We start from the raw sequence: 24,037 nt of genomic DNA, 5'->3' as shown, positions 1-24,037 counted from the left end.
TATATATTGTATACTCAGTATATACCACTAATATATACTGAGTATACAATAAATGCCAATTTTTAATAAAAATAGTTCAATCTCCCTGTTAAAACATTTCACTAAAAGAATGAATCATACTTATAAAAGAAGGGGGAGACAGGCTGTGATGTACAAAGCGACAATATATAACTGGAAAGAGTGTAAGTATTTAAAAATAATGAATCGGTAGGATAGTTTCTTAAACAAACATCCTTTGAAATGATGGTATGAATTAATTTAGGGTCAGTATAAAAACCAACACCTAAATGTTTTAGTATGGATTCCTTTTGTGTCCAGCAGTGGATGAAAGCTCGTTCGCCATCTGATTCTATTTTCTTCAACTGGTCCAATTCTGTATTGGTCATGAATAGCTTAGCAGTATCATTCATATCTAGTTGGTAAGGTTTGAGTTCCTCGATATCAATTCCAACTGAATGGCTTAAACTAATTGCAATACAGGCCCAATTATTTGAGTGGCTTATATTAAAAGTATAAGGATGTTTATGCTTGTTAGATATGTACGGTTTGCCGTATTTAGAGTATTGGATATGGATTGAAGCAGGAGGAGTATGCAAATAATACCCGAGCAGATTTCTAAGTGCATATCTACAGGTTAAATAGCGATGTCTTTCCGTCTTATGTATAAATTGATTGGCTTTAGTGATTTCGACTGCTGAAAGTATACTGTATTGTTCCGTGTATGTTTTACTCAGGTCAATTAACCATATGGCACATTCCCCGTCGATGATGTGATGCATCTTCTCTTTAAAAACAACCATTTTCCCACCTTCTCGTTTTTTTATTTTACATTCTCATACTAATAACTTACTAAAATATGGCTATAACGCAATAGAATCAATTTAATTTTGCGTAAAATACGGATTTTTGAAACCCTTTAGACTATTAAACTTTAGGAGAAATAGTACAAGAAAAGGAGCCGTGATATGGGAAATGAGATGCATATATTTATAAAAATGTTAGTAGTTTTTATCCTAATATTGATTGCCTCCAGAAGTGTTGGAAGGCTATGCACTTATGTCGGACAACCACGTGTATTAGGGGAAATGTTAGCAGGGGTAATATTAGGACCAACATTATTTGGAGCAGTATTTCCGGGCCTGTATGCAAATTTGTTTGATGCTGATATTAAAAATATCCTGTACATGTTTAGTCATTTAGGACTGGCACTTTATATGTTTCTAGTTGGAATAGAGGTTAATTTTAAAAAGTATGATAAAAAGTTTTATCGAAACTCAGCAAAATTATCGCTATCAGGTTTTTTGGTACCCTTTGTAGCAGGAATCGCTTTGGCTTTTATTTTGAAGGATGCTTTCTTTCAAGGAGATAATTTCCTCCATTTTGCATTGTTTATTGCCATTGCAGTTTCCATGACAGCTTTTCCTATGTTGGCACGTATTCTCCAAGAAAAAAACATGATGAAGACAAAAATAGGTGGGATTACACTTTTATCTGCGAGTGTGATAGATGTCTTAGGTTGGTTGTCGCTAGCTGCAGTTATTGCTTTAGTAGAGACAAATTCCCTCAAAGGTGGAGGAGTGACATTTCTCGGAACTATAATCTTTGTCATTGTTTTATTTAAAGTATGTAAACCATTACTAGAGAGAATATTTGTAAGCGTAGTAGAAACAGGAAAGATGCATCAGGGGCTTTTAGCGCTGATACTTGTCCTCGTTTTAAGTGCAGCAGCATTTACTGATTATATAGGGGTGTATTCAGTATTTGGTGGTTTTATGATGGGGCTCATTATGCCTAAGAATAAAGTGTTTGAACAGCAGGTTCGCTCAAAATTAGAAGACATTGTAGTGGTCTTCCTTGTCCCCATTTTCTTTACGTACTCTGGGATCAACACGCAATTTACTACACTGAACGTCTCGCTGCTCATCATGTTTTTAATCATTCTTATTTTTTCATCTATCAGTAAATATGCTAGCTGTTTGATTACTATGAGGGCAGCTGGATTTGGATGGAGGGAGTCATCAGGGGTAGGTTCATTAATGAATGCCAGAGGATTAATGGAATTAATCGTACTTAATGTTGGCTTAACATATAACATTATTTCTCAAGACTTATTTAGTTTAATGGTTTGGATGGCAATTATCACGACTGCGATGGCGTTACCTGCTTATCATTTTTCGGAAAAATTCAAATTCAAGAAGGCGCTACCTTCAAATACTATCACAATAAAATAAAAGGAGAGATTTATATATGGAAGTAAAAATGGACAATCATATCTATGATGTATTAATTATTGGTGGAGGACCTGGTGGAATACAAACGGCACTTACTTATTCAGAGATATGTAGAGAAAATGGGGCTGAACCTAATATGGTTGTTCTAGAGGCTTTTAACAGAGCTGGATATAGCTTCACAAAGTATCCCGTTCACGAAAAACTTATTAGTAATAATAAATTGTATACTGGTAAACCATTTAAAAGCCGATATGCAGAAAGGTTCGATTGGAATAGCTTAATTACAAAAGAGAAGAATATATTAATGAGAAATTATAGCCAGGATTTTTATCCAAATAGGAAAGCAATTGTTGATATGTTAAATGATCTTATTGACGAATGTAATATCCCGATTAGTTATGATACTCAGTGGATTCAAACGAATAAAACAGAACAAGGGTTATTTGAGGTCATTACTACTAAAGGAACTTTTACAAGCAAAGCAGTTGTTGTAGCAACAGGTCTAAAACCTGTTATCCCAAAAATAGAGGGAATAGAGCATATAACCATGTATGAAAATATGAAAACAAAAGAATCATACAGGGACAAGCGTGTTCTAATCTTAGGGAAAGGCAATAGTGGACTTGAATGTGCACAGGAGATATTAAATGAAGCGAATGTGATTATGGTAGCAAGCCCTTCCTCAGCAAAAATGGCTTACAAAACCCACTATGTTGGAAATATCCGAGCGGTTAATTCGATTTTTGCAGAAAACTATCAACTTAAACATCAAGCAGCACTGCTTGATTGCCATATAAAGAGTATAGAGAAAGTAGCAACAGGTTTTAATGTAACCGTTGAATATATTCATGCAGACGGTGAAGTTGAAACACTTTTCTTCAATGAAGTAATTGCAGCAACAGGCTTTAAGTCAAATATAGATCAACTGATAAAGGATTTTAACATCCAGTTGTTGCATAAAAAATTCCCATCGATTAATGGGGTATTTGAATCGACAGAGGTATCCAATTTGTATTTTGCAGGAGCACAAACACATGGTCTAGATTATAGAGGATATTCTACAAGTGGATTTATTCACGGATTCCGTTATAACTCACAAATACTTGCGAACCATCTAGCTGAAAAATTTAATATCAGCAAAATGGAAAAATCATTAGAACAAGATCCATCAAAGAGAATACTAGATGAGTTGAATGAATCGCCAGAATTATGGCTTCAGCCTGGATATGTTGGCTATCAATTAAAATTTGATGGGCAGCATTGGTATGAAAATGGTCATCGGACAATTAATGAATTCAAAGATTCAACATTGAACACTAATGAATTAACCATCTTTATTTCGCTGGAATATGGGGACATTAGTAAATTTGAAGAAACATTTAGTATTCCAAGAGTACCAGGGGATGCTACACAAAGTGTGCATATTCATCCAGTTATTAGAGTGAAACAAGGTGACGAAATAATTAAATATGACTTGGAAGAACATTTGGAATCAAAATTTGATGCTGATCTTTATGTTCCAGTAATAAAAGAGATAGTGACAAATGCAGTGGAAAAAGAGTCGTCATTATCCTACTAGACTATTGATTTTTTTTACAAGTTTAAAAATCTATTTTTGCAGTAATTAGGGAGGATAAAAATTGAAACAAAAAGCAGTTGTAACCGGAATGGGCGTTGTAACTCCTATTGGAATTGGGGTAGAGCAATTTTGGGCAAATTTAATTCGTGGTAAAAGTGGGGTAGAGCCCATTTCTAATTTTGATACCGAGCATTTTACTACTAAGTTTGCAGCACAAATCAAAGATTACCAAGCCGAAGACTATTTTAATAGTAAGGAAATTAAACGTATGGATGCATATACTCAATATGCATTAATTGCGACAAAAGAGGCACTCAAACAATCGCGTTTGCCCTTACAAAATATTGACCCCTATCGGATAGGTGTAATCGTTGGTTCGGGTTCTGGCGGGCTTAATACTGTATTAGAAAATGATAAAAGGCTGATTGAGCGAGGGGCTAAAAGGGTCAGCCCCTATCTTGTTTCATCTATGGTAGTAGATGCAGCCTCTAGTGAAATCACTTTATTAACTGGCGCTAAAGGGAAGAGTGGCGCATTTGTTACTGCTTGTGCCACGGGTACAAATTGTATAGGTGAAGGTTTAAGAGCAATCCAGTGGGGTGAAGCAGATGTAATGATTGTTGGCGGAGCAGAAGGAGATTTGACCCCATTAGATCTTGCGGGATTTTCTAATATTAAAGCACTATCCACTAGAAATGATGACCCACAAGGTGCAAGTAGACCATTTGATAAAGATAGGGATGGATTTGTACTAGGAAGTGGTGGGGGAGTTCTTATTCTTGAGTCTGAAGATTTTGCAAGAAATAGAGGGGCTACTATTCTAGCTGAAGTCGCTGGATATGGCTCTACTTCAGATGCCTATCATCAGACTGCTCCTGACCCAAGTGCTGAGGGGATGATGATGTCAATGAAGAAAGCTATTGAGGATGCTGGCGTAGAACTCTCTGAAATTGATTATATCAATGCTCATGGTACGAGTACAAAATACAATGATTATTATGAAACAATGGCCATTAAAAAACTGTGGGGGGAAGCAGCAACACATATTCCCATAAGTGCAACAAAATCAATGACAGGCCATTTACTAGGGGGAGCAGGAGCGGTTGAACTAGTAGCAAGTATCTGCTCTATAAGGGAAAATCTTATACATCCTACAATCAATTGTGATCATATTGATCCTGAATTAAATCTTAACTTTGTCCCACATGAGGCAGTAGCGAAACAGGTAAAAGTGGCTTTGAGTAACTCATTTGGATTTGGTGGTCATAACGCAAGTTTAGTAGTGAAAGAATGGAATGTGTAAAGGGAGGGTGGATTATGGATATAACGAAGAAGGGTTCATCATCAATTGAAATAAATTTTCCGAATAGTGATAAATGTATACATGAATTAATTGAACTGCAAGCGATTCAAACACCTAACCTTCCTGCAATTATTTTTGAAAACAAAGCTATGTCATATGCTGATTTAAATCAAAAAGCAAATCAGTTGGCAAATTATCTACTCAGTGAAGGTCTTCAGCCTGAAGAACCTGTACTTGTATGTTTAGATCGTTCCTTTAATATGGTGATCACGCTTTTAGGTATTTTAAAAGCAGGAGGCGCTTATGTGCCGTTAGATTCAGATTATCCATCAGATAGGCTGTTATATATGGTGGAGGATATTCATTCGCCATTTTTAATTACCTCAAAAGAAAAAGAAAACTTATTTATAGCAATGAATAAATTAATAGATAAAAAAATTCTAGTAGATGAGGAGAAATGGAAAGTTCACTCTGGAGAATCCCCTTTGGTACAAGGAGATAATAATCGTTTAATGTATATTATTTACACTTCGGGCTCAACAGGGAAACCTAAAGGAGTGGCAAATACACATCAAGCATTAAACAACCGCTTACAGTGGATGCAGAATGAACATGTCTTAGGAACTGCCGATAGAGTACTCCAGAAAACCCCGTACAGTTTTGATGTTTCAGTATGGGAAATCTTTTTGCCATTAATGACCGGTGCTGCTATCGTATTGGCTAAGCCGGGAGGACATAAAGATCCCACTTACTTGTTGAATGTAATTAAAGAACAGAACGTAACAACCATACATTTCGTCCCGTCCATGTTATCTGTCTTTCTTGAAGTAATTCCAGCTAAACAGAAAACATCATTGAAAAGGGTGATTTGCAGTGGTGAAGCCCTAACAAAGAAAATTGAATTAGATTTTTTTTCTAAATATGAAAACACCAATTTATATAACTACTATGGTCCAACAGAAGCAGCAATAGATGTTTCATTTTGGAAGTGTACAGGTGATGAAAGTGAAAGAGTTGTACCTATTGGTTATCCGATAAGTAATACTCAACTATATATTTTAGACGAAAACCTCGCACCAGTTGTTCCTGGAGAGACTGGGGAATTATATATCGGAGGGATTGGCCTTGCAAGAGGTTATTACAATCGAGAGGAATTAACTAGACATTCCTTTATACATCATCCAAATAAAGAGAGGGGCCGTTTATATAAAACAGGGGACTGGTGTAAGGAAAGGTCAGACGGAGCAATAGAATATATAGGGAGAAAAGATTTTCAAGTAAAGGTTCGTGGTTTTCGAGTTGAACTCGGAGAAATTGAAGCTTCTCTAGAAAAAAGAAAAGAAATAAAAAGGTGCATAGCAACACCGTGGGACCAATCTGGAGAAATGAGTATAGTAGCATATGTGCAATTTAGTAGAGGTTTTGTGCTCGAGGAGTCTGAATTGAGAGATGATCTTAATACTAAGTTGCCTGAACATATGATTCCTTCCGTATTTATAGAAGTGGAATCTATCCCATTATCATTAAATGGAAAAGTGGATAGAAAGAAGCTACCAACGCCTTATAGAAGCAATATAGAAAGTGTCCCTGCCAATATAACAGAGGAAAAGGTGGCTGCGATTTGGAAACAACTTCTAAGCTTAGAGGTTGTTGATATGGATACGCCTTTTATCAAATTAGGTGGTAACTCTCTTTTCGTAGCAAGGTTAGTAGGAAGAATTAATGGAACATTTAACCTTTTCCTTACTTTAAAGGATGTTTTTGAAGCAAAGACGATAAGACAATTATCTATTCTCATAAATGAAAAGTATCAGGATGGTAAAAATGAGGAGTTGGCATGCAAAGAAGTACAGAACGGCGAACCATCTTGCCTATCAGATGCACAAAAACGTTTATGGTTTTTAAATAAATTGGAAGGTGACAGTCCTTTATATAATTTACCTCATTATATAGAAATCAATGGACTCTTGGATACTGTTGGTTTAAAGGCGAGTCTTCATCAAACATGTATAGAAAATGATATTTTTTCCTACCGGTTTGGTGACAAGGATGGAGAACCTTACCAATATAAAGATGTCATTGAAGGTATAACTGTATCGGAAGTTGATCTGTCAGACTATCCATTAGAATTGGCAAGAGAACAGGCAGTTAATTTTATGAAGATCGATGCAAAAATTCCTTTCTATATACAAAAAGAAAGGGTTTTTCGATTCAAGCTTTATAAATTAGCAGAAAATACGCATATTTTTTATTTTAATTTTCATCATATCATTTCAGATGGTTGGTCCGATCATGTTTTTATTCAAGCGCTCTTTAGACATTATCAATCATTTATGCAAGAAAAAGAATTGAAAGAAAAAACGATGGTAACATACCAAGATTATATTTCAATGCAATCTGTCCATTGGAATCAGCCATATATGGATGAGCAACTTGCCTTTTGGAAAAAGGAACTAGAAAAAGAGCAACCGATAGTAAACTTATCAGCTGGTAAGCAAAAGCAATCCAATTCAATGCAAGGAGAAGAAATTACCTTTTCATTACCAGAAGGAATAATAAAGGAGCTAAAAAACTATTGCAAGCATAAGGATGTAACGGTGTACACTGTATTTTTGGCTATTTATATTATATTTCTACATAGACTTTCAGGTGAACATGATATTTCTGTAGGGTCCCCTGTGGCCGGAAGAAAGCAAGCAAATTTTGAAGACATTATTGGCCTATTTGTTAATACGGTTGTGATACGAAATGAAATAGATAATGATAACAGCTTTGAACAATTCTTAAAGCAGATAAAAAATAAAGCGATGAATGTGTTTTCAAATGATGATGTTCCTTTTGAAAAGGTTGTTGAAGAGGTTAGGCCTAATAGGAAGTTGTTTGGAAGTCCTTTCTTTCAATATATGTTTGCTTTTGAAGAAATGCCAAATACAGATGTTACAGTTGAAGATTTAAACCTCAGCCCCATTAAATCTGTTTTTAATGGTTTATCGAAATTCGATTTAACATTATTTATTAAAAAAGAAGGGGCAGAATATATAGGCAAGTGGGAATATAGAAGTGATTTATTTAGTGAAAAGATTATGAAGCAATATAACAATATCTTTCTTCAAATCCTTCAATCGGTGATGGAAAACACGCAGATCAAAATTAAAGATATTTCTATCATCAAGGAAGAGAGTAAAAGGGAGTTAATAGTAGATTTAAATAATACGAAGGTGGATTTTCCTAACTGTTGCCTACATGAGCTTTTTGAAGAACAGGTCAAAAAAACGCCTTCTGCTACTGCAGCAATCTTTGAAAATGAGATTTTAACTTATGAAGAACTAGATAAGCGCGCCAATCAATTAGCACATGTTCTGATAGAAAGAGGTGTGAAACCTGATCAACCGGTAGGGTTAAGGATGGATAGGTCCTTGGGGCTTGTGGTTGCTATGCTTGGTATTTTAAAGGCAGGAGGCGCCTATTTGCCAATCGATAAGGAAGCACCTGTACAACGTGTGTATAGTTTATTGAAAAGTGCTAAATCAATTGTTTGTATCACAGATGAAAAGGGATTAGCAGCTACAAATACTACATTTATAGAATATGAATTAATAGATTCTTTCAGTACCTATAAGAGTGAAAAGCCAACGGTGAAAATATCTCCAGATCATTTGGTATCTGTATATTATACTTCGGGATCCACTGGCGCCCCTAAAGGAGTGAGTAGTACACATAGGGGGTGGGTTAATCGTATGTGTTGGATGCAAAATAAACATAAACTACAAGAAAATGAAGTAGCCTTGCAGAAGACAACTTTAACTTTCGATGATTCAGCAGTAGAATTTTTTTGGCCGTTGATGACAGGAGGAACAGTCGCATTCATTCCTCCAGGTGCACATCGTGAACCGACAAGTATTATCGAATATGCAATACGATACAAGGTGGCTCTGCTACAATTTGTGCCAAGTATGCTCAAGATGGTTATTGAGGAAATCACACCTTTGCAGAAAGAGAAATTATCTAATTTAAGGGTTGTTGTATCTAGTGGTGAGGCATTAAAGGCTTCATTGGTCAAAAAATTCTACGAAAAAATGCCTGGTAAATTATTTAATTCCTGGGGAGCAACAGAGGTATCTATTGATTCAACGTGCTATGATTGCACGCCTGATGACGAATTTGAAACAGATATTGTATCAGTTGGACGCCCTATTGATAATAATCGGGTATACGTGCTTGATCATCATTTAAATCCACTTCCATATGGGGTTCCAGGAGATCTTTATATAGCTGGCATTGGTCTTGCCAGGGACTATTTGTATGACCCTAAAAAAACAAATGAGTCCTTTGTTGCTGATCCTTTTTTTGAAGGGGAGAAGATGTATAGAACAGGGGACAGAGGATATTTAAATGAACATGGCGAGATTATGTTCCTCGGAAGAGATGATAATCAAATTAAAATTCGAGGAATGAGAGTAGAACTTGGAGAGATAGAAAGTAGTATTGCAGCTTTAGATTTTATAAAAGAAGCCATTGTCACTGCAAATGGACAGCAATTAAGTTGTTATTACATTTTAAATGTAGGTGAAGATAAGCAGGCTGTTGATATAAGAGAACATCTAACAGAACACTTACCTTCTTATATGATACCTGCCTATTATATGAAGTTAGAGAATTTTCCGCTGAATGCAAATGGAAAAGTAGACAGAAAAGTTCTTCCTCAACCCAATGCGGAACATCTTATGATTAATCAGGATTACGCAATCCCTGAAAGTGAGATAGAGAAAAAAGTAGCAGATATTTGGAGTGAAAGATTAGGCATTGATTCTGTTGGACTGAATGATCATTTTTTTGAATTAGGCGGCCATTCTTTATTAGGCGTACAGATTATCTCGCAAATAAACAAAGCCTTTCAAATCTCTTTAACCGTACGATCATTATTTGAAAATCCTACAGTTAAACAATTATCCAATTTGATTCAAGCTTCTACTTCTATTTCAGAATTGTCACCGATTGTTAAGGTAGCAGATAGACAAGATTGGCATCCTTTGACTGATGCACAGCAAAGAATTTGGTTTTTAGAAAAATTAAATACAGATAATACGAGTTATAACCTTCCGCTTATCTTAAAATCAACTGGCAGGTTTGATATAAATCGTTTAAATGATGCAATAAACAAACTTATTATTCGGCATGAATCATTGAGGACTCAATTTTTAGAAATCGATGGTTTTCCTTTTCAGAAGGTCATTCCTGGATATGAACAGTGTGTGAAGGTTATAGAGGCAAGTGAGGCTACTTTACAAGAGTGCATTAATCTTGAGATGAAAATGAAATTTAACCTAGAAGACCCGCCGTTAATTAGAGGAAGTGTTTTGCGATGTGAGGAACGAGATATCTTCGTACTAATACTTCACCATATTATTTGTGACGGTTGGTCTATAAATGTACTAAAAAATGAGCTTATTCAAGTTTATATGGGGAATGAGGATTGTTTTGCAGAAGAGCCAATTCAGTATTTAGATTATACTTATTGGTTGTCTAATAAGCAGAGTAAAATCCAACATCAACTAGAATATTGGAAAAAGATATTTAATGAAGATATTCCAATTATTCAGCTTCCAATGGATCATTTAGAAAATAACACAAGATATAATCATACGATTCACAAAAAAATTGATTTGAATAAAGCCAATGAAATTAGGGCTTTTGTTAGAAGCAATAAAGTAACCCCATTTATGTTTTTCTTGAGTGCATTTTATGTTCTTTTATCCCGCTTAAGTGGGCAAAAGGAAATTACTCTAGGTACACCGATTATTAATAGAAGTAATACCGAATTAGAAAAGGCAGTAGGGTTATATTTAAATACGCTACCACTTAAAGCGGATATCAATGAGCATTTGAGTTTTACCGAGTTTTTAATGAAGACAAAAGCAATTGTCTTGGGCGCATTCGAAAATCAAGATATTCCTTTTGAACAAATTGTTGAGGCTGTTCAACCTGAAAGAAATATAGACCGGAATCCGTTATTTGACATATTAATAAATTTTCGGAAGTTTGAAGAGCAAAAAACGTTCAGCGTTCATGGTGAGGAAATAGCTGAACTAGAAGTAGCGGATATAACGTCTAAATTCCTGATGACTTTATATATTGAAGAGACAGCAGATCAATTTAAATTCAGTATAGCTTATCAAAATCATTTATTTTCAGTGGAGCGAATGGAAGACTTTTTTGAACAATACTTGAGTCTATTAAATACTTTTATCGCTAACAAAGAACAATCAATCCTACAACCGAGTTTAATGACGGGAAAATCAAAAAAAATATTACCTAACCCAGAGAAACCACTGTACAAAAAAAGCTATCCTTCTGTTACCGAACAGGTTGAATATTGGGCAAAGAACACGCCCGAGAAAATCGCCGTGGAAGAAGGTAATAAATTTTACTCGTATACGCAATTATCTAATTATTCTAATAAAGTGAGCATTGGTTTACGAAGATGTGGCATTAAACCAGGGGATGTTATTGCTATTCAAGGCAAAAGAAGTTATTCGATGATAGGCACAATCGTAGGTGTATTAAAGGCAGGCGGAACGTTTTTAAATATTGATAATGACCTACCTGCACAACGGGTTACTCAAATGATTGAGCAGTCGAAAGCTAAGGCAATTATTCTTACTGACAATTTAGGCATTCATCAGAGCGTTTTTTCAATTAGTACTCTCGCTACTTACCATGTAGATGAGTTTGTTAATAGGTTGGAGAATTCAAGAAGTATGAAACCTATCAATCATGACAATGCTTATATATTCTTTACTTCAGGTACTACAGGTCAACCGAAAGGAATATTAGGATCTCATAATAGCCTTTCACATTTTCTCAATTGGCAAAGAAACCATTTTAGTGTCAGTAATGAAGATAGAAGTGCCCAGCTGACTCATACAACGTTTGATGTATACTTACGTGATATATTTTTACCGTTAACAAGTGGATCTACAGTTTGTGTACCTGTAGAGGATGAGGAGGAAGATATTTTTCATTGGCTCAATGAGAAAAAAATCACGCTCCTTCACGCTGTCCCGTCTATTACCATGCACTGGTTTAGAAGTGGTTTGAAGATAAAATTGCCTTCATTAAGGCACATATTTTTTGCCGGTGAACCGTTACCTGATTATTTGGTAGAGAAGTGGAGAGAGGTAACATGTGCCCAGGTCAATAATTTTTACGGTCAAACGGAAACAACTTTAGCCAAGAGCAGTTGTCCCATCGATTCAGCATTACAAAGTAATACAGTAATGCCTATTGGTAGCCCTATTTCTGATGCTCAACTTCTTATTGTGAATAAAAGTGGTGATCAATGTGGAGTTGGTGAAATGGGTGAAATTACAATAAGAACACCTTATATGTCTAAGGGCTATATTAATTCCCGAGACAAGATATTTGAACAACATAAATGGTCAGGTTCTTCAGATGATGTGTTATATAGGACAGGTGATTTGGGGAGATATCGTCCAGATGGATTAATTGAGATTTTGGGTAGGAAAGATCATCAAATAAAAATAAGAGGTGTAAGAGTAGATAAGAATGAAGTAGCAGCGGCTATTGTTAATGAAACTCAAATTACTGATTGTGCAGTAATAGATGTAAATACAGATGAAGATGTTCACTTAATTGCTTTTGTCGTAGTAAACAAGGAAATGTTTAATCCGAATGAACTACGGATTCGGTTGAGAGAAGTACTGACATTGTCGATGATACCTAACAAATTTATATCCATACCAGAAATTCCTGTTACGAAAAATGGAAAAGTAGATGTATTGAAGTTAATGGCTTGGTCTAGTCAACAGGAACACACGGGCTCTTATTCTTTTCAAACAAAAATGGAAAAGGATATGAAAAGAATATGGGATCATCTTCTACCAGGAAAAGTGATACGTCCCGATGACAATTTCTTTGAATTGGGTGGCTATTCTTTGCTAATTGTACGTATGATTGCCGCTGTAAAAGATGAAATCGGCAAGGATTTATCCTTAATTGATATTTTTAAATACCCTACGATACGAAGCTTAACGGCCTATCTTTCTCTAAAAGCAGGTCAAAGTGATAATAAGACCGTAGCTGTGAGAAAAGTTGAGCGAATAAAAAGAACAGTTACTTATAGTGGAAAGGAGTGAAAAAATGGACGAGTCATTAGAAGAAAATGTGTATCTTCTCCCGGCTTCTTTTGGACAAAAGAGAATATGGTATTTTGAAAAGTTATTTCAAAAGAGTCCAACTTATAATATTCCTTTTATCTTTAAGCTTAGTGGTAGATTAAATGAAAACATACTAGAACTTTCAATTATGAAAATGATTGAAAGGCATGAAATATTTCGAACGACATTTCTTGAAGTGGATGGAGAGCCAGTACAAAAAGTTTCTGTCTCTTCTCCAACTTTTAAATTGATAATGAAAAATAAGCAAGAAATTGAGGAAGAAGTAAAGTTAGAAGAGTATATACAGAGCTTTGCAAAAAAAGCATTTGATATCGAAAAGGGTCCTCTCATTAATTTTGAATTAATTAAAATCGATGAGCATTTTCATTACTTTCTTTTTAATGTACACCATATTATTTATGATGCGTGGTCCTTAGATATATTCAAAAAAGAACTTTTAAATATATATACACACTTAGAAAAAGGGGATGAGCTTCAAATTAGCGATCCTGAATATCACTATGCGGATTTTGCTAATTGGGAAAGTGAGTCACTTCTTGATGGGAAACTAGAACAGAGTATTGGCTTCTGGAAGGAATACTTGAAAGATGCTTCTCCCTTTTTACAATTACAAGCTGATTTCCCAAGACCAAGAGAACAAACCTACAGCGGCAACAATATTAGGCTATCTTTTCCTAACGAGTTGGTAGGAAAGGTAAGGGAGTATACTCAAAAGAGTGGATCCACAATGAACGCCTTTTTTATGGCAGCCTATTTTATTTTGCTTTATAGATATACCGGTCAAAAAGATATTGTGATAGGTAGTCCAATATCTAATAGAAAAGCAGCATTTACCGAAGATATGATTGGATTTATTGTTAATACACTTCCTATCCGTATGTCTTTAAAACCCTATAGTAAATTTTCATCCGTATTGAAAAAGACAATCAAATCTTTTCTAAATGTATACGAAAACAGTACGGTTCCATTTGAGAGAATTGTCCAAGAGGTTAATCCCAAAAGGGAAAACTCTTATCATCCGATATTTCAGGTTCTATTTACTTACCATGAGCAAGGAACAGAAGGTGAACAATGTTTAAAGGTCGAGTATGAAAAAATTAATACAGGTACATCAAAGTTTGATAAGGTCCTGTATATAAATGCTGAAGGAAATCAAGCATATGCAGAAATTGAGTACAACCCTGATATTTTAAGCAAGCAATCAATGGAAAGGTTCATTAATCATTATATTCAATTAGTTCAAGATATTATGGCGGATCCTAATAAGCCAATATCTAAATTGAGCTTTATGAGTAAGCATGAAATTGCCGAATTAACAAGCTTTAATATGAAGGGAAGGCCGCCATCTTATATCCATGATAGGATTGCCTATCACTCTCTTTATAAGCCAAATGCCTGCGCTGTCAAAACAGATTCAGGCAGTTATACTTTTGCAGAATTGGAGAGAAAGAGTAATCAGATTGCAGCCATAATAAGAAGAAACGGTAGTAAACTAGGGAGCATAATAGGTCTTTCGATGAGTCGGACTTTAGAGCAAATAGCGGCAATATTGGGAATTATCAAAAGCGGGTGTGCGTATTTACCAATTGATCCAGCGCTTCCTGTAAACAGGATGAATTATATGCTTAGTGATGCAAATGCCCCGCTTTTGTTGACTGATAAAGTAGTGAATCAACATGGGGTCCCTTATCAGATTATAAACATAAAAGAGGCAATGCAATCAGAGCTGGATAAACCACTCCTGTGTTTAAAGGAATTGCCTCCAGATGAGATGCTAGCATATGTAATATATACATCGGGTTCATCCGGCAAACCAAAAGGAGTTAAAGTTACACATGCATCATTGCTCAATCATATTGATGATTACTTAGAAGTGTTTCCTTATCAAGAAAGTGAAAGGGTCTTACAAAACATAAATTTTACTTTTGATGCGTCAATAACCGAAATATTTGGTTCGCTGATAGGAGGAGGTACATTGGTTCTCACGAAACAAGAGAATCAATTTGATATCGCTTATTTAGCGAATTTAATGTATCAAGAAAGAGTCACGAGAGCACAGCTGTTTCATAGTTTAATAGATAAATTGAATGATCAATCTCTATTTAATAATAATGACTCGCTTCGACTGGTTTTCACAGGAGGTGAAGCACTCAATAGGAGAATAGTAGAAAAATTCTATAGGTCGATTAATATCGATGCAACACTAGTCAACTTATATGGGCCAACAGAAGCGACTGTTGCGGCAAGTTATCATATATGTAGTAAAACATACCCTAACGTAACGATGCCAATAGGGAAAAACTTTGGAGGTTACCAACTAATAGTATTAGATGAGAATCTTCAACTCGTTCCTAAAGGCGTTGAAGGAGAATTGTTTATTGGTGGTCCAAGTGTATCACAGGGGTATATTAACAATGAAGAGTTAACAAAAAACACATTTATTACTTTAGATGTAAGTGGAAAAAATCAAATGTTTTACAAAACAGGGGACATTGTGAAGCAACTGGCAAACAATGAGTTTTTGTTTATATCAAGGAAGGATTCCCAAGTAAAGATTAGAGGTTTTCGAATAGAATTAAACGAGATAAAAAGTACCATTCTAGATTACCCTGAGATAACAGATGCTGCAGTCGTTACACATATAAATAATGGAGAAAATCAAATCTATGCTTTTCTTGTTAAAAATAAAGATAGTCAAATAATAGCTGCAAACATTAAACGCAGACTGCAACAAGTGCTTCCGCATTATATGGTACCAGCATCCTTTGTTTGGGTGGATGAAATTCCCCTCTCCTCAAATGGTAAACTTCTCGTCAACGAATTGCCTTTTGAGCGAAATGACCTTGTGAGCAAAGTGAAGTTAATGCCAAAGAGCCATGTGGAAATCAAACTTTGTCACATTTGGCAAGAGGTATTAGGTATTAAAGAATTGGGGGTTAAAGAGGATTTCTTTGATCTCGGTGGTTACAGTATAAAAGCCATTGAAGTAGTTGCTGCCGTTCGAAAAGAGTTTAATATCAGTATGACGATTTCTGATTTATTTAAGTATAGAACGATTGAACAATTGAGTGAATTTATTGAAGATGGCAACAAAGTGAAAGTTGATAATAATGTAGTTGTTTTAAAGCAATCAGATACAACTCACCCCCCATTATTTTTGATTCATCCGGGAGGTGGGGGGGCACTCTGTTATATGCCTCTCGTGAAAGATATGTCTATAAATCTTACTATATATGGAATAGAATCCATTGGATATGGAGATAATCAGCAACCATTAAGTACTATACAAGAAATGGCAGTTAAATATGTGGAGGAAGTATTAAAAATTCAAACAGAAGGTCCGTACAGAATAGCTGGTTGGTCCATGGGTGGGACAATTGCGGTAGAAATGGCAAGAATATTAGAAGAGCGAAACTATCATGTGTCATCAGTGATACTTTTTGATGCTCACCCTTTTCATAACTTGCAGTCAGTAGCTAATAGGGATCCATTGATCGTATGGGCACATAGTTTAGGGATGGACTTAGAGGCATTTAGTCAACTTTCAAATAAGGATAAATATGCAGAAGTCTTAGAGAGAGCGATTAGAAAAGGTGTACTACCTAAAGGCTCAGAACAAGAGGATGTCAAAAGAATCATTGAAGTAATGGGGCAGAATAACATTGCATGCGAGTCGTATAAGTTTGTTCAAGAAATTACTTCAGATTTAATTCTTTTTAAATGTCAAAAGATTGATGAGACTCAGCCTCATGCACTTGTAGATGAAAACATTTGGCGGAATAGGACGTTAGGCAAGGTAACGGTCATACCAGTTGATGGTAATCATAATAATTTACTGGAATCTCCACATTCTGTAGTAATAGGAACAATGATGGATCAATTATTATCGTTAAAGGAGATGAAGCAAATTGAGAATGACAGGAAGAGTCAAGAGTCCCCCGCATGAAATCATGAATAAGCTTATATTATATCCGCAGCTATTGTTTGAGTCAGAAAACTATCTAGAACATTATCTTTCTATTGAAAAAGTGCTCATAAAATCTTATGAGGAAATGAATTTAATTAATACAACAGATGCTGTAAAACTCTTAGAAAGCGTAGAATCTGTACAAAAAGAAAATATTATTAAAAGCGCCTATTCTAATATGAATGATATTGCCTTTTCTATTGAAAAGGCAATTGATGAGAACTTGGGTAAGCCAGTATTAAATTGGCATTTAGACAGAAGCAGAAATGATTTACAGGCATGCGGACAGTTAATGTATGCAAGGGATTCATGGATCAGTCTCATTCAAAAATTTCAAAAGCTCTTGATAGAGTTATGGGCACTGGCTTCTAAGTACAAAAGGACGATTATGCCAGGCTATACACACTTTCAAACGGCGCAGGTGATGAGTGTAGGATTCTATCTGACTGCCATAAGCCGTCATATACAGAAGACATTAGAGAAAATGGTTCTTTGTTTGGAGTCTATAAATGAAAGTTGTCCATTAGGCTCTGGGGCAATGTCAGGTCAGGAGTATCCATGGGATTTGGAAATGATGGCAAATGATCTAGGTTTCGATTCATTTGGTGGACATGCTTTAGTATGTGTGGCATCACGGGATTGGATCTTAGAAATAGGAGAGAGTCTGGCATTCTTTGGTGTGAATATGAGCCGTTTCATGACAGATATGATGAACTGGGGGAGTAGTGAATATCAATTCCTTCATTTTCCTGATGAACTAGTAGGTATCTCTTCCTCCATGCCACAAAAAAGAAATCTTCCTATACTAGAGAGAATCAGAGGAAAAACAAGTCATCTAATTAGTTATTATCAGGATTTTATGTTGGGTCAACGGAATACACCCTTTAGTAATCTAGTGGAGGTTTCAAAGGAATCATCGAGCAACCTTCCACGGCTTTTCCAAACAGCAAATGACATTGCTGATCTTCTGCTACTTATTTTTGAGAATATTGATTTCAACATAAATAAGATGAAAAAAAGATGTGAAGAGGATTACCTTGGTGGATTTACGTTAGCCAATTATTTATCAGCTAAAGAAGGCATTCCTTATCGTAAGGCCCAAGTCATTTCAGGTGAATTCATCACCTTAGCAATCAATGAGGGAATTGCGCCAAAAAAACTACCTATTTTATTATTATCACAAGTCTGCGAGCGGTATGGCTATAAACAGCTTCAGATGAATCAAGCTACTTTAGTTGATATATTTGACCCAGAAAAGGCTTTGTTTGTAAAAATTACAGCCGGCTCTGTTCATCCTGAGGAAGTAAATGAAATCATAGAGTGTCAGAAAAGGCAAAACGCAGAGTTTATTCGTCGTTTTAATCGGATAACAGAAAAGGTGACCGAGGCAAAGCAGAGATTGAATAAATGGGTGCCCGGAAAGGAAAATGTAAATGATTAAGGAAGCCAAAATGGTATGTGATAACGAAGTGATTACCGGTGTTGGTAGAGCATGTGGTACCTTTGGAGAATTCCTACAAGGGATCCTACCAGATAATCAGGAATTTTTAGTCACTTTTCCAATTAATCGGTTTTCGACTTGCTATTTTAACTCATCCCCATCTGCTCAAGAGTTAGAAGTTTTTCCTCCCCATAAGAAAAAAACTAGACAATTAGCTATTAATATTTTGTCTTATTTTAACTTACCTACAGGAGGAAGACTGGAAATAGATAGTGAGCTTGTTGAGGGGAAAGGGTTGGCGAGCTCGACTGCTGATATGGTGGCAGCTATAAGGGCAATAGAAGACTGTTACCCAATTAAGATTCCTATTTATCTTTTAGAAGAGATGATGAGAAGAATTGAGCCCTCCGATGGCATTATGTATGAAGGCGTTGTGTCTTATTACCATCGCGAAGTTAAGATTAGAGGCAACTTTGGTAGTTGTCCACCATTAACCGTTCTTGCAATTGATGAAGGTGGGGTAGTAGATACAATTGAGTTCAACCACCAAATTAAACCATTTGATCAAAAAGAAAAGGTAGAATATGAACGTCTTTTACAACAGGCAGAAGGTGCTATTGTAGTAGGCGATGTGAACTTATTGGGGCAGGTAGCGACAAGAAGTACAGAGATGAATCAAAAGGTTAGACCGAAATTGTTAATAGATAAAATGAAAAGAATTAATCAAGAAATAGGAGGGGTTGGTATAGTTACAGCTCATAGTGGTACTTATATTGGAGTTTTACTATCGGATACGGATCCCAATTATATAGATAAATTGAAAAAGGGTATTGAAAAGTTTAAATCCTTTGGACTAAGTGCTGAAGTCTTTCACTCCCTACCCTCTACAAGAGAAGGCGGGGGGTGGCTTTGGTGAATGATAGTATGATCAATCTTATAGGTAGGACACCAGCAGTCAGGCTACGGCTGGAAGCAAATAGTGTCGCACCGGTTTATGCAAAGTTAGAGATGAATAATCCTTTCGGTATGAAGGATCGCGTAGCAAAAAAGGCAATTTATGAAGCAATCAATGCGGGAGTTTTAAAACCTGGAGGCGTCATTGTAGAAAGTTCTTCAGGTACATTGGCTATGGGAGTTACATTAGTAGGAACGTATCTCGGCTATGATGTGCATATTATTACGGATCCACGTATTGATCAGTTAACGTTGGCAAAAATGAAGGCTTTGGGAGCCCATGTTCATATTGTAAAAGAAATGGAAGAGGAGGGAGGGTGGCAAAGGGCGAGACTTAATTACCTTCATCGCTTTATGGAATCCCATCCCAATGCCTTTTGGCCAAGACAATATGAAAATCCTAATAACCCCCTTGCTTATGAGGGTTTGGCCAATGACTTAATCAATGATATCGGTAGAGTTGATTATTTGGTAGCGGCAGTGGGAAGTGGAGGGTCCTTATGTGGAACGGCTAAAGCTTTAAAAAAGGAGAATCCCTCATTAAAGGTTATTGCAGTAGATGCAGTAGGAAGTGCGATTTTCCAACAAAAAGATCAGCCCCACAGACTCCAAGGAGGATTGGGGAATAGCTTGAAGCCGCAAAATGTTGATTACTCCATAATAGATAGTGTGCATTGGCTGAATGATCAGGAAGCTTTTTCATGGACTCTAGAACTTGCTAGACATGAGAAGATATTTGCTGGAAATAGCTCGGGGAGTGTTTATGCTGTAAGTAGATGGCTAAGTACACAAGTCAACAAAGACAATGTGATTGTTGGCATTTTTCCAGACAGAGGGGATCGCTATTTTCATTCAATATATGATGAGAAGTATTTAAGGAAACACGGTATCTTCAGCAATTGTTTAAACATGAATCCTGTCGAGGAAAAGGATATTAAGGATGTGTGTAATTGGTCATATACCCATATCAATCGAGGGGAGAAAGTGAATGAAGAAGTTGCTGTTTATTGAATCTAATACGACTGGTACAGGAATGCTGGCACTGGAAAAAACGGTGGAACTAGGGTTAAGGCCAGTGTTCATAACAAATAATTCTAGCCGTTATGAGCAATTGACATTAATTGATTGTGAGGTTGTTATAGCAGAAACGAATGATTTAGAAGGTTTGAAACATACAATTTTGAATCACTTTGCAATAGAAGAGATTGCAGGTATTACAACAACAAGTGAATTTTATATTTATACTGTCGCATGTTTGAATCGCCTTTTTCATTTTTCTGGGAATTCGCCGGATACAATCGAAATTGTAAGAAATAAGTCTGCTGTTAGACAGGTATTAAGAGAATGCTCAGAAGTCTATCAACCATATTTTAGATTAGTAGAATCAGAGCAAGACTTAGAATTATTAAAAGGTGAACTTATTTATCCAGTCATTGTAAAGCCAATTGATGATAGCGGGTCCAATTTCGTACGTAAATGTATGGACTATCCATCATTATCTGCATATGCAAAAGAGATAATGAGAATTACTCATAATGTCAGAGGTCAAACGAAAAAACAAGGAGCTTTGATCGAAGAGTATATAGAAGGGCAAGAATACAGCGTAGAAGTTTTTTCCGTTAAAGGTAAACATCATCTGATAGGAGTGACCGAAAAACAATTAAATAAGGGAGATTTTTTTATAGAAAGTGGTCATGTATTTCCAGCTAGGATAGATGAAAATCTTAAAGGAATAATTGAAAAAGGGGTTTTACTTATTCTTGAAAGTTTACATTGGAAATCAGGACCTGCTCATCTAGAGATAAAGATAAAAGATAATAAAGTATTTTTAGTGGAGTTTAATGGGAGACTTGCAGGAGGTATGATACCTGAACTTATAAAATATGCAACTGGAGTGGATCTGCTTAAAGAACAATTAAAGAATGCATCAGGAATTGAACCGATAATTGAGAAAAAAAAGTCTTTAACTGCAGGTATCAAATTTTTAGTGCCTAGTGTGTCAGGGGAAATAAAAGAATTGCATAATGTTACATCTCATAGTGATATAAAAGAGATTCGTTATTCTAAAGTACCTGGTGACTATGTAAAGAAAGCGGAAAATGCGTATGGCCGAATAGGTTATATGGTGGTAGCCTCACAAACTTATAGTGAAATGAAATGTTTATTGGATGGTTTTGAACAATCAATGCGAATTGAGGAGTGTGTACATGATCAATTATTTAAGTGATACAATTACGTTGCCAACAGATGCCATGATGCAATCAATACAAGAAGCAAAGCTAGGTGATGATGTCTATGGGCAGGATGAAACAGTAAATCATCTTGAAGAATTTGCTGCAAAGTTAACAGGGAAAGAAGCGGCCTGCTTTATGCCAAGTGGTACAATGGCGAATTTAGCATCTATCATGGCATACTGCCCAAGAGGAACAAAAGCACTTGTTGGCGATGAATCTGATATCTATATTTTTGAAGCTGGAGGAGCTTCCGTTTGCGGGGGGATTATGTACGAACCTATTCGTACACAGTCAGATGGAAGTCTCTCTATAGAAGATTTAACCAACGCTATTCCAATTGATAAGAACGATCCTCAATTTGCTCTGCCGGCATTAATTTGTCTTGAGAATACACATAACAGGTGTGGAGGGAAAGCGTTAAGCTTAGATTACTTAAGTAAGATAAAGCGTTTTGGGGATGAAAATCATATTCCTATCTATATGGACGGGGCCCGTGTTTTTAATGCAGCTCTCTCATTGGGTGTCGATATAAAAGAGATTACACAGCATGTGGACTCTTTACAATTTTGTTTATCAAAAGGATTATCGGCACCTGTAGGCTCGATTGTATCAGGAACAAAACAACACATTAACGAAGTACGAAGAATTAGAAAAATGTTGGGTGGAGGAATGCGCCAGGCGGGAATTTTAGCAGCTCCCGCCTTGGTGGCCCTTCAAACCATGATAGATAGACTGACAGAAGATCATCAGAAAGCGAAAAGACTTGCGAAAGAATTAGAAGCGATTGATGGGATTGAGGTTGAAACAAAGGATGTACATTCAAATATAATCATGTTCAAAATCAATAATGAAAATTTCACTTGGAAGTCATTTCTTGAGGCTGCAGAAAAAAATAATGTAATATTTTCTGAGATGGGATATGGTAGAATACGAGCGGTTATTCATAGACATATTACAGATGACGATATCACTTCAACAATTAAGATCATAAAAGAGATACTACACTCTACTATTATTAAATCCTACTAGCATACTGTTTTATAGTATGCTTTATTTCTTTTTTGATGGCGTTAGATATTTCTTGATCATTAATTGAATCTGCTATGCTTAATGCTTTGTTAACATGTAACTCACCATTTCTGGAATCCCCTTTTAAATAGTGAATTTCTGCAAGGGAGTGTAGTGATTGGCTACAGAAAGCATATTTCCTTTCAAAAGAAAATATATTTACTGCTTCATCGAAGTATTGTTGGGCGATATCTAAATCGTTTTTTCGCTTATGTAGAATGCCCAATAGATATCTTACTTCTCCTGCACAATAAAATAAGTGATTAGATTGTAAGTAGTACTCTAGGCGATAACAAATATCAAAGCATTCACTATCTCTATGATTTTCATAGTAAAGACAGGCCAGATTATAGGCTACTCTAGGGAAGAGGGACTTATCCTCAATATAGGGACTATTTTCTAAAGCTTTGTATGATGAGCTAAAAAGACGAAGAGCCTCTTTTAATTTATTTTGTTCCAAGAGTAATAATCCAAGAGAATTCGTTATATTAATATCTATTTCGTTAATAATTTTACCGTTTTGGATGAGTTTTCGTAGCAGTATTTCAGCCTTTTCAGGGTTTTGATCTCGTTTATGATAAAGAACTGCCTCAATCCAACTTAGAAATCTGAGGAATTGTCGGTTGTTTAATAAAGGGTTGTTATTAGAGAAATTTTTTGCCTCTTCATAGTGGTATTGTAAAGTGATAAAATCTAATTGATAGAGACTCTCACGGCAAAGCCTCTTAAATTTTTGTACGTAGGATATAAGTTCTGCTTCATCATTATCTGATAAAATGTATTCAATAGGGATATTAAGTTTCATGCAGATCTCTTTCAATATATCCAATCTAGGCAGTTGCTGTCCTTTTTCGATACGATATAAAGTGGATTCATCACATATATTATCAGCTAAATATTGCCTAGAAAACCCGTTTTTCTTTCGATAAAAGGCAATTTTTTCACCTGTTTTCTCCAAAAGACCAATCCTCCTAATGAAATATGTCTAAATATTGCGTAAATACATATACATTTTAACAAATTTTTGGGTGATAATGGTATTAGATAATCAAAAGGAGGGGA

Annotated in this window: 12 protein-coding genes; 10 read left to right on the top strand and 2 right to left on the bottom strand. The window is 35.7% G+C overall.

The features are described from left to right. Positions 1-101 precede the first annotated feature (101 nt). The gene (locus tag MKX83_RS22820) at positions 102-800 is read right to left on the bottom strand and encodes a 4'-phosphopantetheinyl transferase family protein (RefSeq protein WP_307316496.1); all 699 of its coding nucleotides are present in this window, start codon (positions 798-800) and stop codon (positions 102-104) included. Between the two features lie 165 nt (positions 801-965). Between MKX83_RS22820 and MKX83_RS22815 the strand changes: the two genes are divergently transcribed. From MKX83_RS22815 to MKX83_RS22770, 10 genes are all read left to right on the top strand, one after another. Next, positions 966-2,231 (top strand): cation:proton antiporter, encoded by a 1,266-nt coding sequence (locus tag MKX83_RS22815; protein ID WP_095371506.1) that lies wholly within the window; start codon positions 966-968, stop codon positions 2,229-2,231. A gap of 16 nt (positions 2,232-2,247) precedes the next feature. Continuing rightward, the gene (locus tag MKX83_RS22810; RefSeq protein WP_233435183.1) at positions 2,248-3,810 is read left to right on the top strand and encodes an NAD(P)-binding domain-containing protein; all 1,563 of its coding nucleotides are present in this window, start codon (positions 2,248-2,250) and stop codon (positions 3,808-3,810) included. 61 nt (positions 3,811-3,871) lie between these two features. Next, entirely contained in the window at positions 3,872-5,113 is a 1,242-nt protein-coding gene (fabF, locus tag MKX83_RS22805; RefSeq protein ID WP_341058191.1) for a beta-ketoacyl-ACP synthase II, read from the top strand. Between the two features lie 14 nt (positions 5,114-5,127). Next, positions 5,128-13,269 (top strand): non-ribosomal peptide synthetase, encoded by an 8,142-nt coding sequence (locus MKX83_RS22800; protein ID WP_341058189.1) that lies wholly within the window; start codon positions 5,128-5,130, stop codon positions 13,267-13,269. A gap of 4 nt (positions 13,270-13,273) precedes the next feature. Then, positions 13,274-17,257, top strand: coding sequence for an amino acid adenylation domain-containing protein (locus tag MKX83_RS22795; RefSeq protein WP_341058186.1), 3,984 nt, complete (start codon positions 13,274-13,276; stop codon positions 17,255-17,257). Continuing rightward, the gene (locus MKX83_RS22790) at positions 17,226-18,719 is read left to right on the top strand and encodes an argininosuccinate lyase (RefSeq protein WP_224936940.1); all 1,494 of its coding nucleotides are present in this window, start codon (positions 17,226-17,228) and stop codon (positions 18,717-18,719) included. The genes MKX83_RS22795 and MKX83_RS22790 overlap by 32 nt, the downstream gene beginning before the upstream one ends. Next, on the top strand, positions 18,712-19,635 hold the full coding sequence (locus tag MKX83_RS22785; protein WP_095371510.1) for a GHMP family kinase ATP-binding protein: 924 nt from the start codon (positions 18,712-18,714) through the stop codon (positions 19,633-19,635). Before MKX83_RS22790 ends, MKX83_RS22785 begins: the two co-directional genes overlap by 8 nt. Next, entirely contained in the window at positions 19,629-20,684 is a 1,056-nt protein-coding gene (locus MKX83_RS22780; protein ID WP_341058661.1) for a PLP-dependent cysteine synthase family protein, read from the top strand. The genes MKX83_RS22785 and MKX83_RS22780 overlap by 7 nt, the downstream gene beginning before the upstream one ends. Next, positions 20,662-21,900: an ATP-grasp domain-containing protein gene (locus tag MKX83_RS22775; protein ID WP_341058183.1), complete on the top strand. Its 1,239-nt coding sequence runs from the start codon at positions 20,662-20,664 to the stop codon at positions 21,898-21,900. The genes MKX83_RS22780 and MKX83_RS22775 overlap by 23 nt, the downstream gene beginning before the upstream one ends. Beyond that, positions 21,881-22,936 carry a GntG family PLP-dependent aldolase gene (locus MKX83_RS22770; protein WP_224936819.1) on the top strand — a complete coding sequence of 352 codons (1,056 nt, stop codon included), beginning with the start codon at positions 21,881-21,883 and terminating at the stop codon, positions 22,934-22,936. The genes MKX83_RS22775 and MKX83_RS22770 overlap by 20 nt, the downstream gene beginning before the upstream one ends. Here MKX83_RS22770 and MKX83_RS22765 read toward each other — a convergent pair. After that, positions 22,923-23,933 (bottom strand): helix-turn-helix domain-containing protein, encoded by a 1,011-nt coding sequence (locus MKX83_RS22765; protein ID WP_341058178.1) that lies wholly within the window; start codon positions 23,931-23,933, stop codon positions 22,923-22,925. The two genes, MKX83_RS22770 and MKX83_RS22765, sit on opposite strands and share 14 nt — an antisense overlap. Positions 23,934-24,037 lie beyond the last annotated feature (104 nt).

The sequence above is a fragment of the Cytobacillus sp. FSL M8-0252 genome (assembly GCF_038007345.1).
Lineage (GTDB): Bacteria > Bacillota > Bacilli > Bacillales > Cytobacillaceae > Cytobacillus > Cytobacillus kochii.
The sequence above is the reverse complement of the archived record's forward strand: the minus strand, read 5'-3'. Positions and strand labels throughout refer to the sequence as shown.

Excerpts from the sequence above, each read along its gene's own strand:
- MKX83_RS22820 (WP_307316496.1), bottom strand. The coding sequence starts at position 800 with ATGGTTGTTTTTAAAGAGAAGATGCATCACATCATCGACGGGGAATGT.
- MKX83_RS22815 (WP_095371506.1), top strand. The coding sequence starts at position 966 with ATGGGAAATGAGATGCATATATTTATAAAAATGTTAGTAGTTTTTATC.
- MKX83_RS22810 (WP_233435183.1), top strand. The coding sequence starts at position 2,248 with ATGGAAGTAAAAATGGACAATCATATCTATGATGTATTAATTATTGGT.
- MKX83_RS22800 (WP_341058189.1), top strand. The coding sequence starts at position 5,128 with ATGGATATAACGAAGAAGGGTTCATCATCAATTGAAATAAATTTTCCG.
- MKX83_RS22795 (WP_341058186.1), top strand. The coding sequence starts at position 13,274 with ATGGACGAGTCATTAGAAGAAAATGTGTATCTTCTCCCGGCTTCTTTT.
- MKX83_RS22790 (WP_224936940.1), top strand. The coding sequence starts at position 17,226 with ATGACAGGAAGAGTCAAGAGTCCCCCGCATGAAATCATGAATAAGCTT.
- MKX83_RS22785 (WP_095371510.1), top strand. The coding sequence starts at position 18,712 with ATGATTAAGGAAGCCAAAATGGTATGTGATAACGAAGTGATTACCGGT.
- MKX83_RS22775 (WP_341058183.1), top strand. The coding sequence starts at position 20,662 with ATGAAGAAGTTGCTGTTTATTGAATCTAATACGACTGGTACAGGAATG.
- MKX83_RS22770 (WP_224936819.1), top strand. The coding sequence starts at position 21,881 with ATGATCAATTATTTAAGTGATACAATTACGTTGCCAACAGATGCCATG.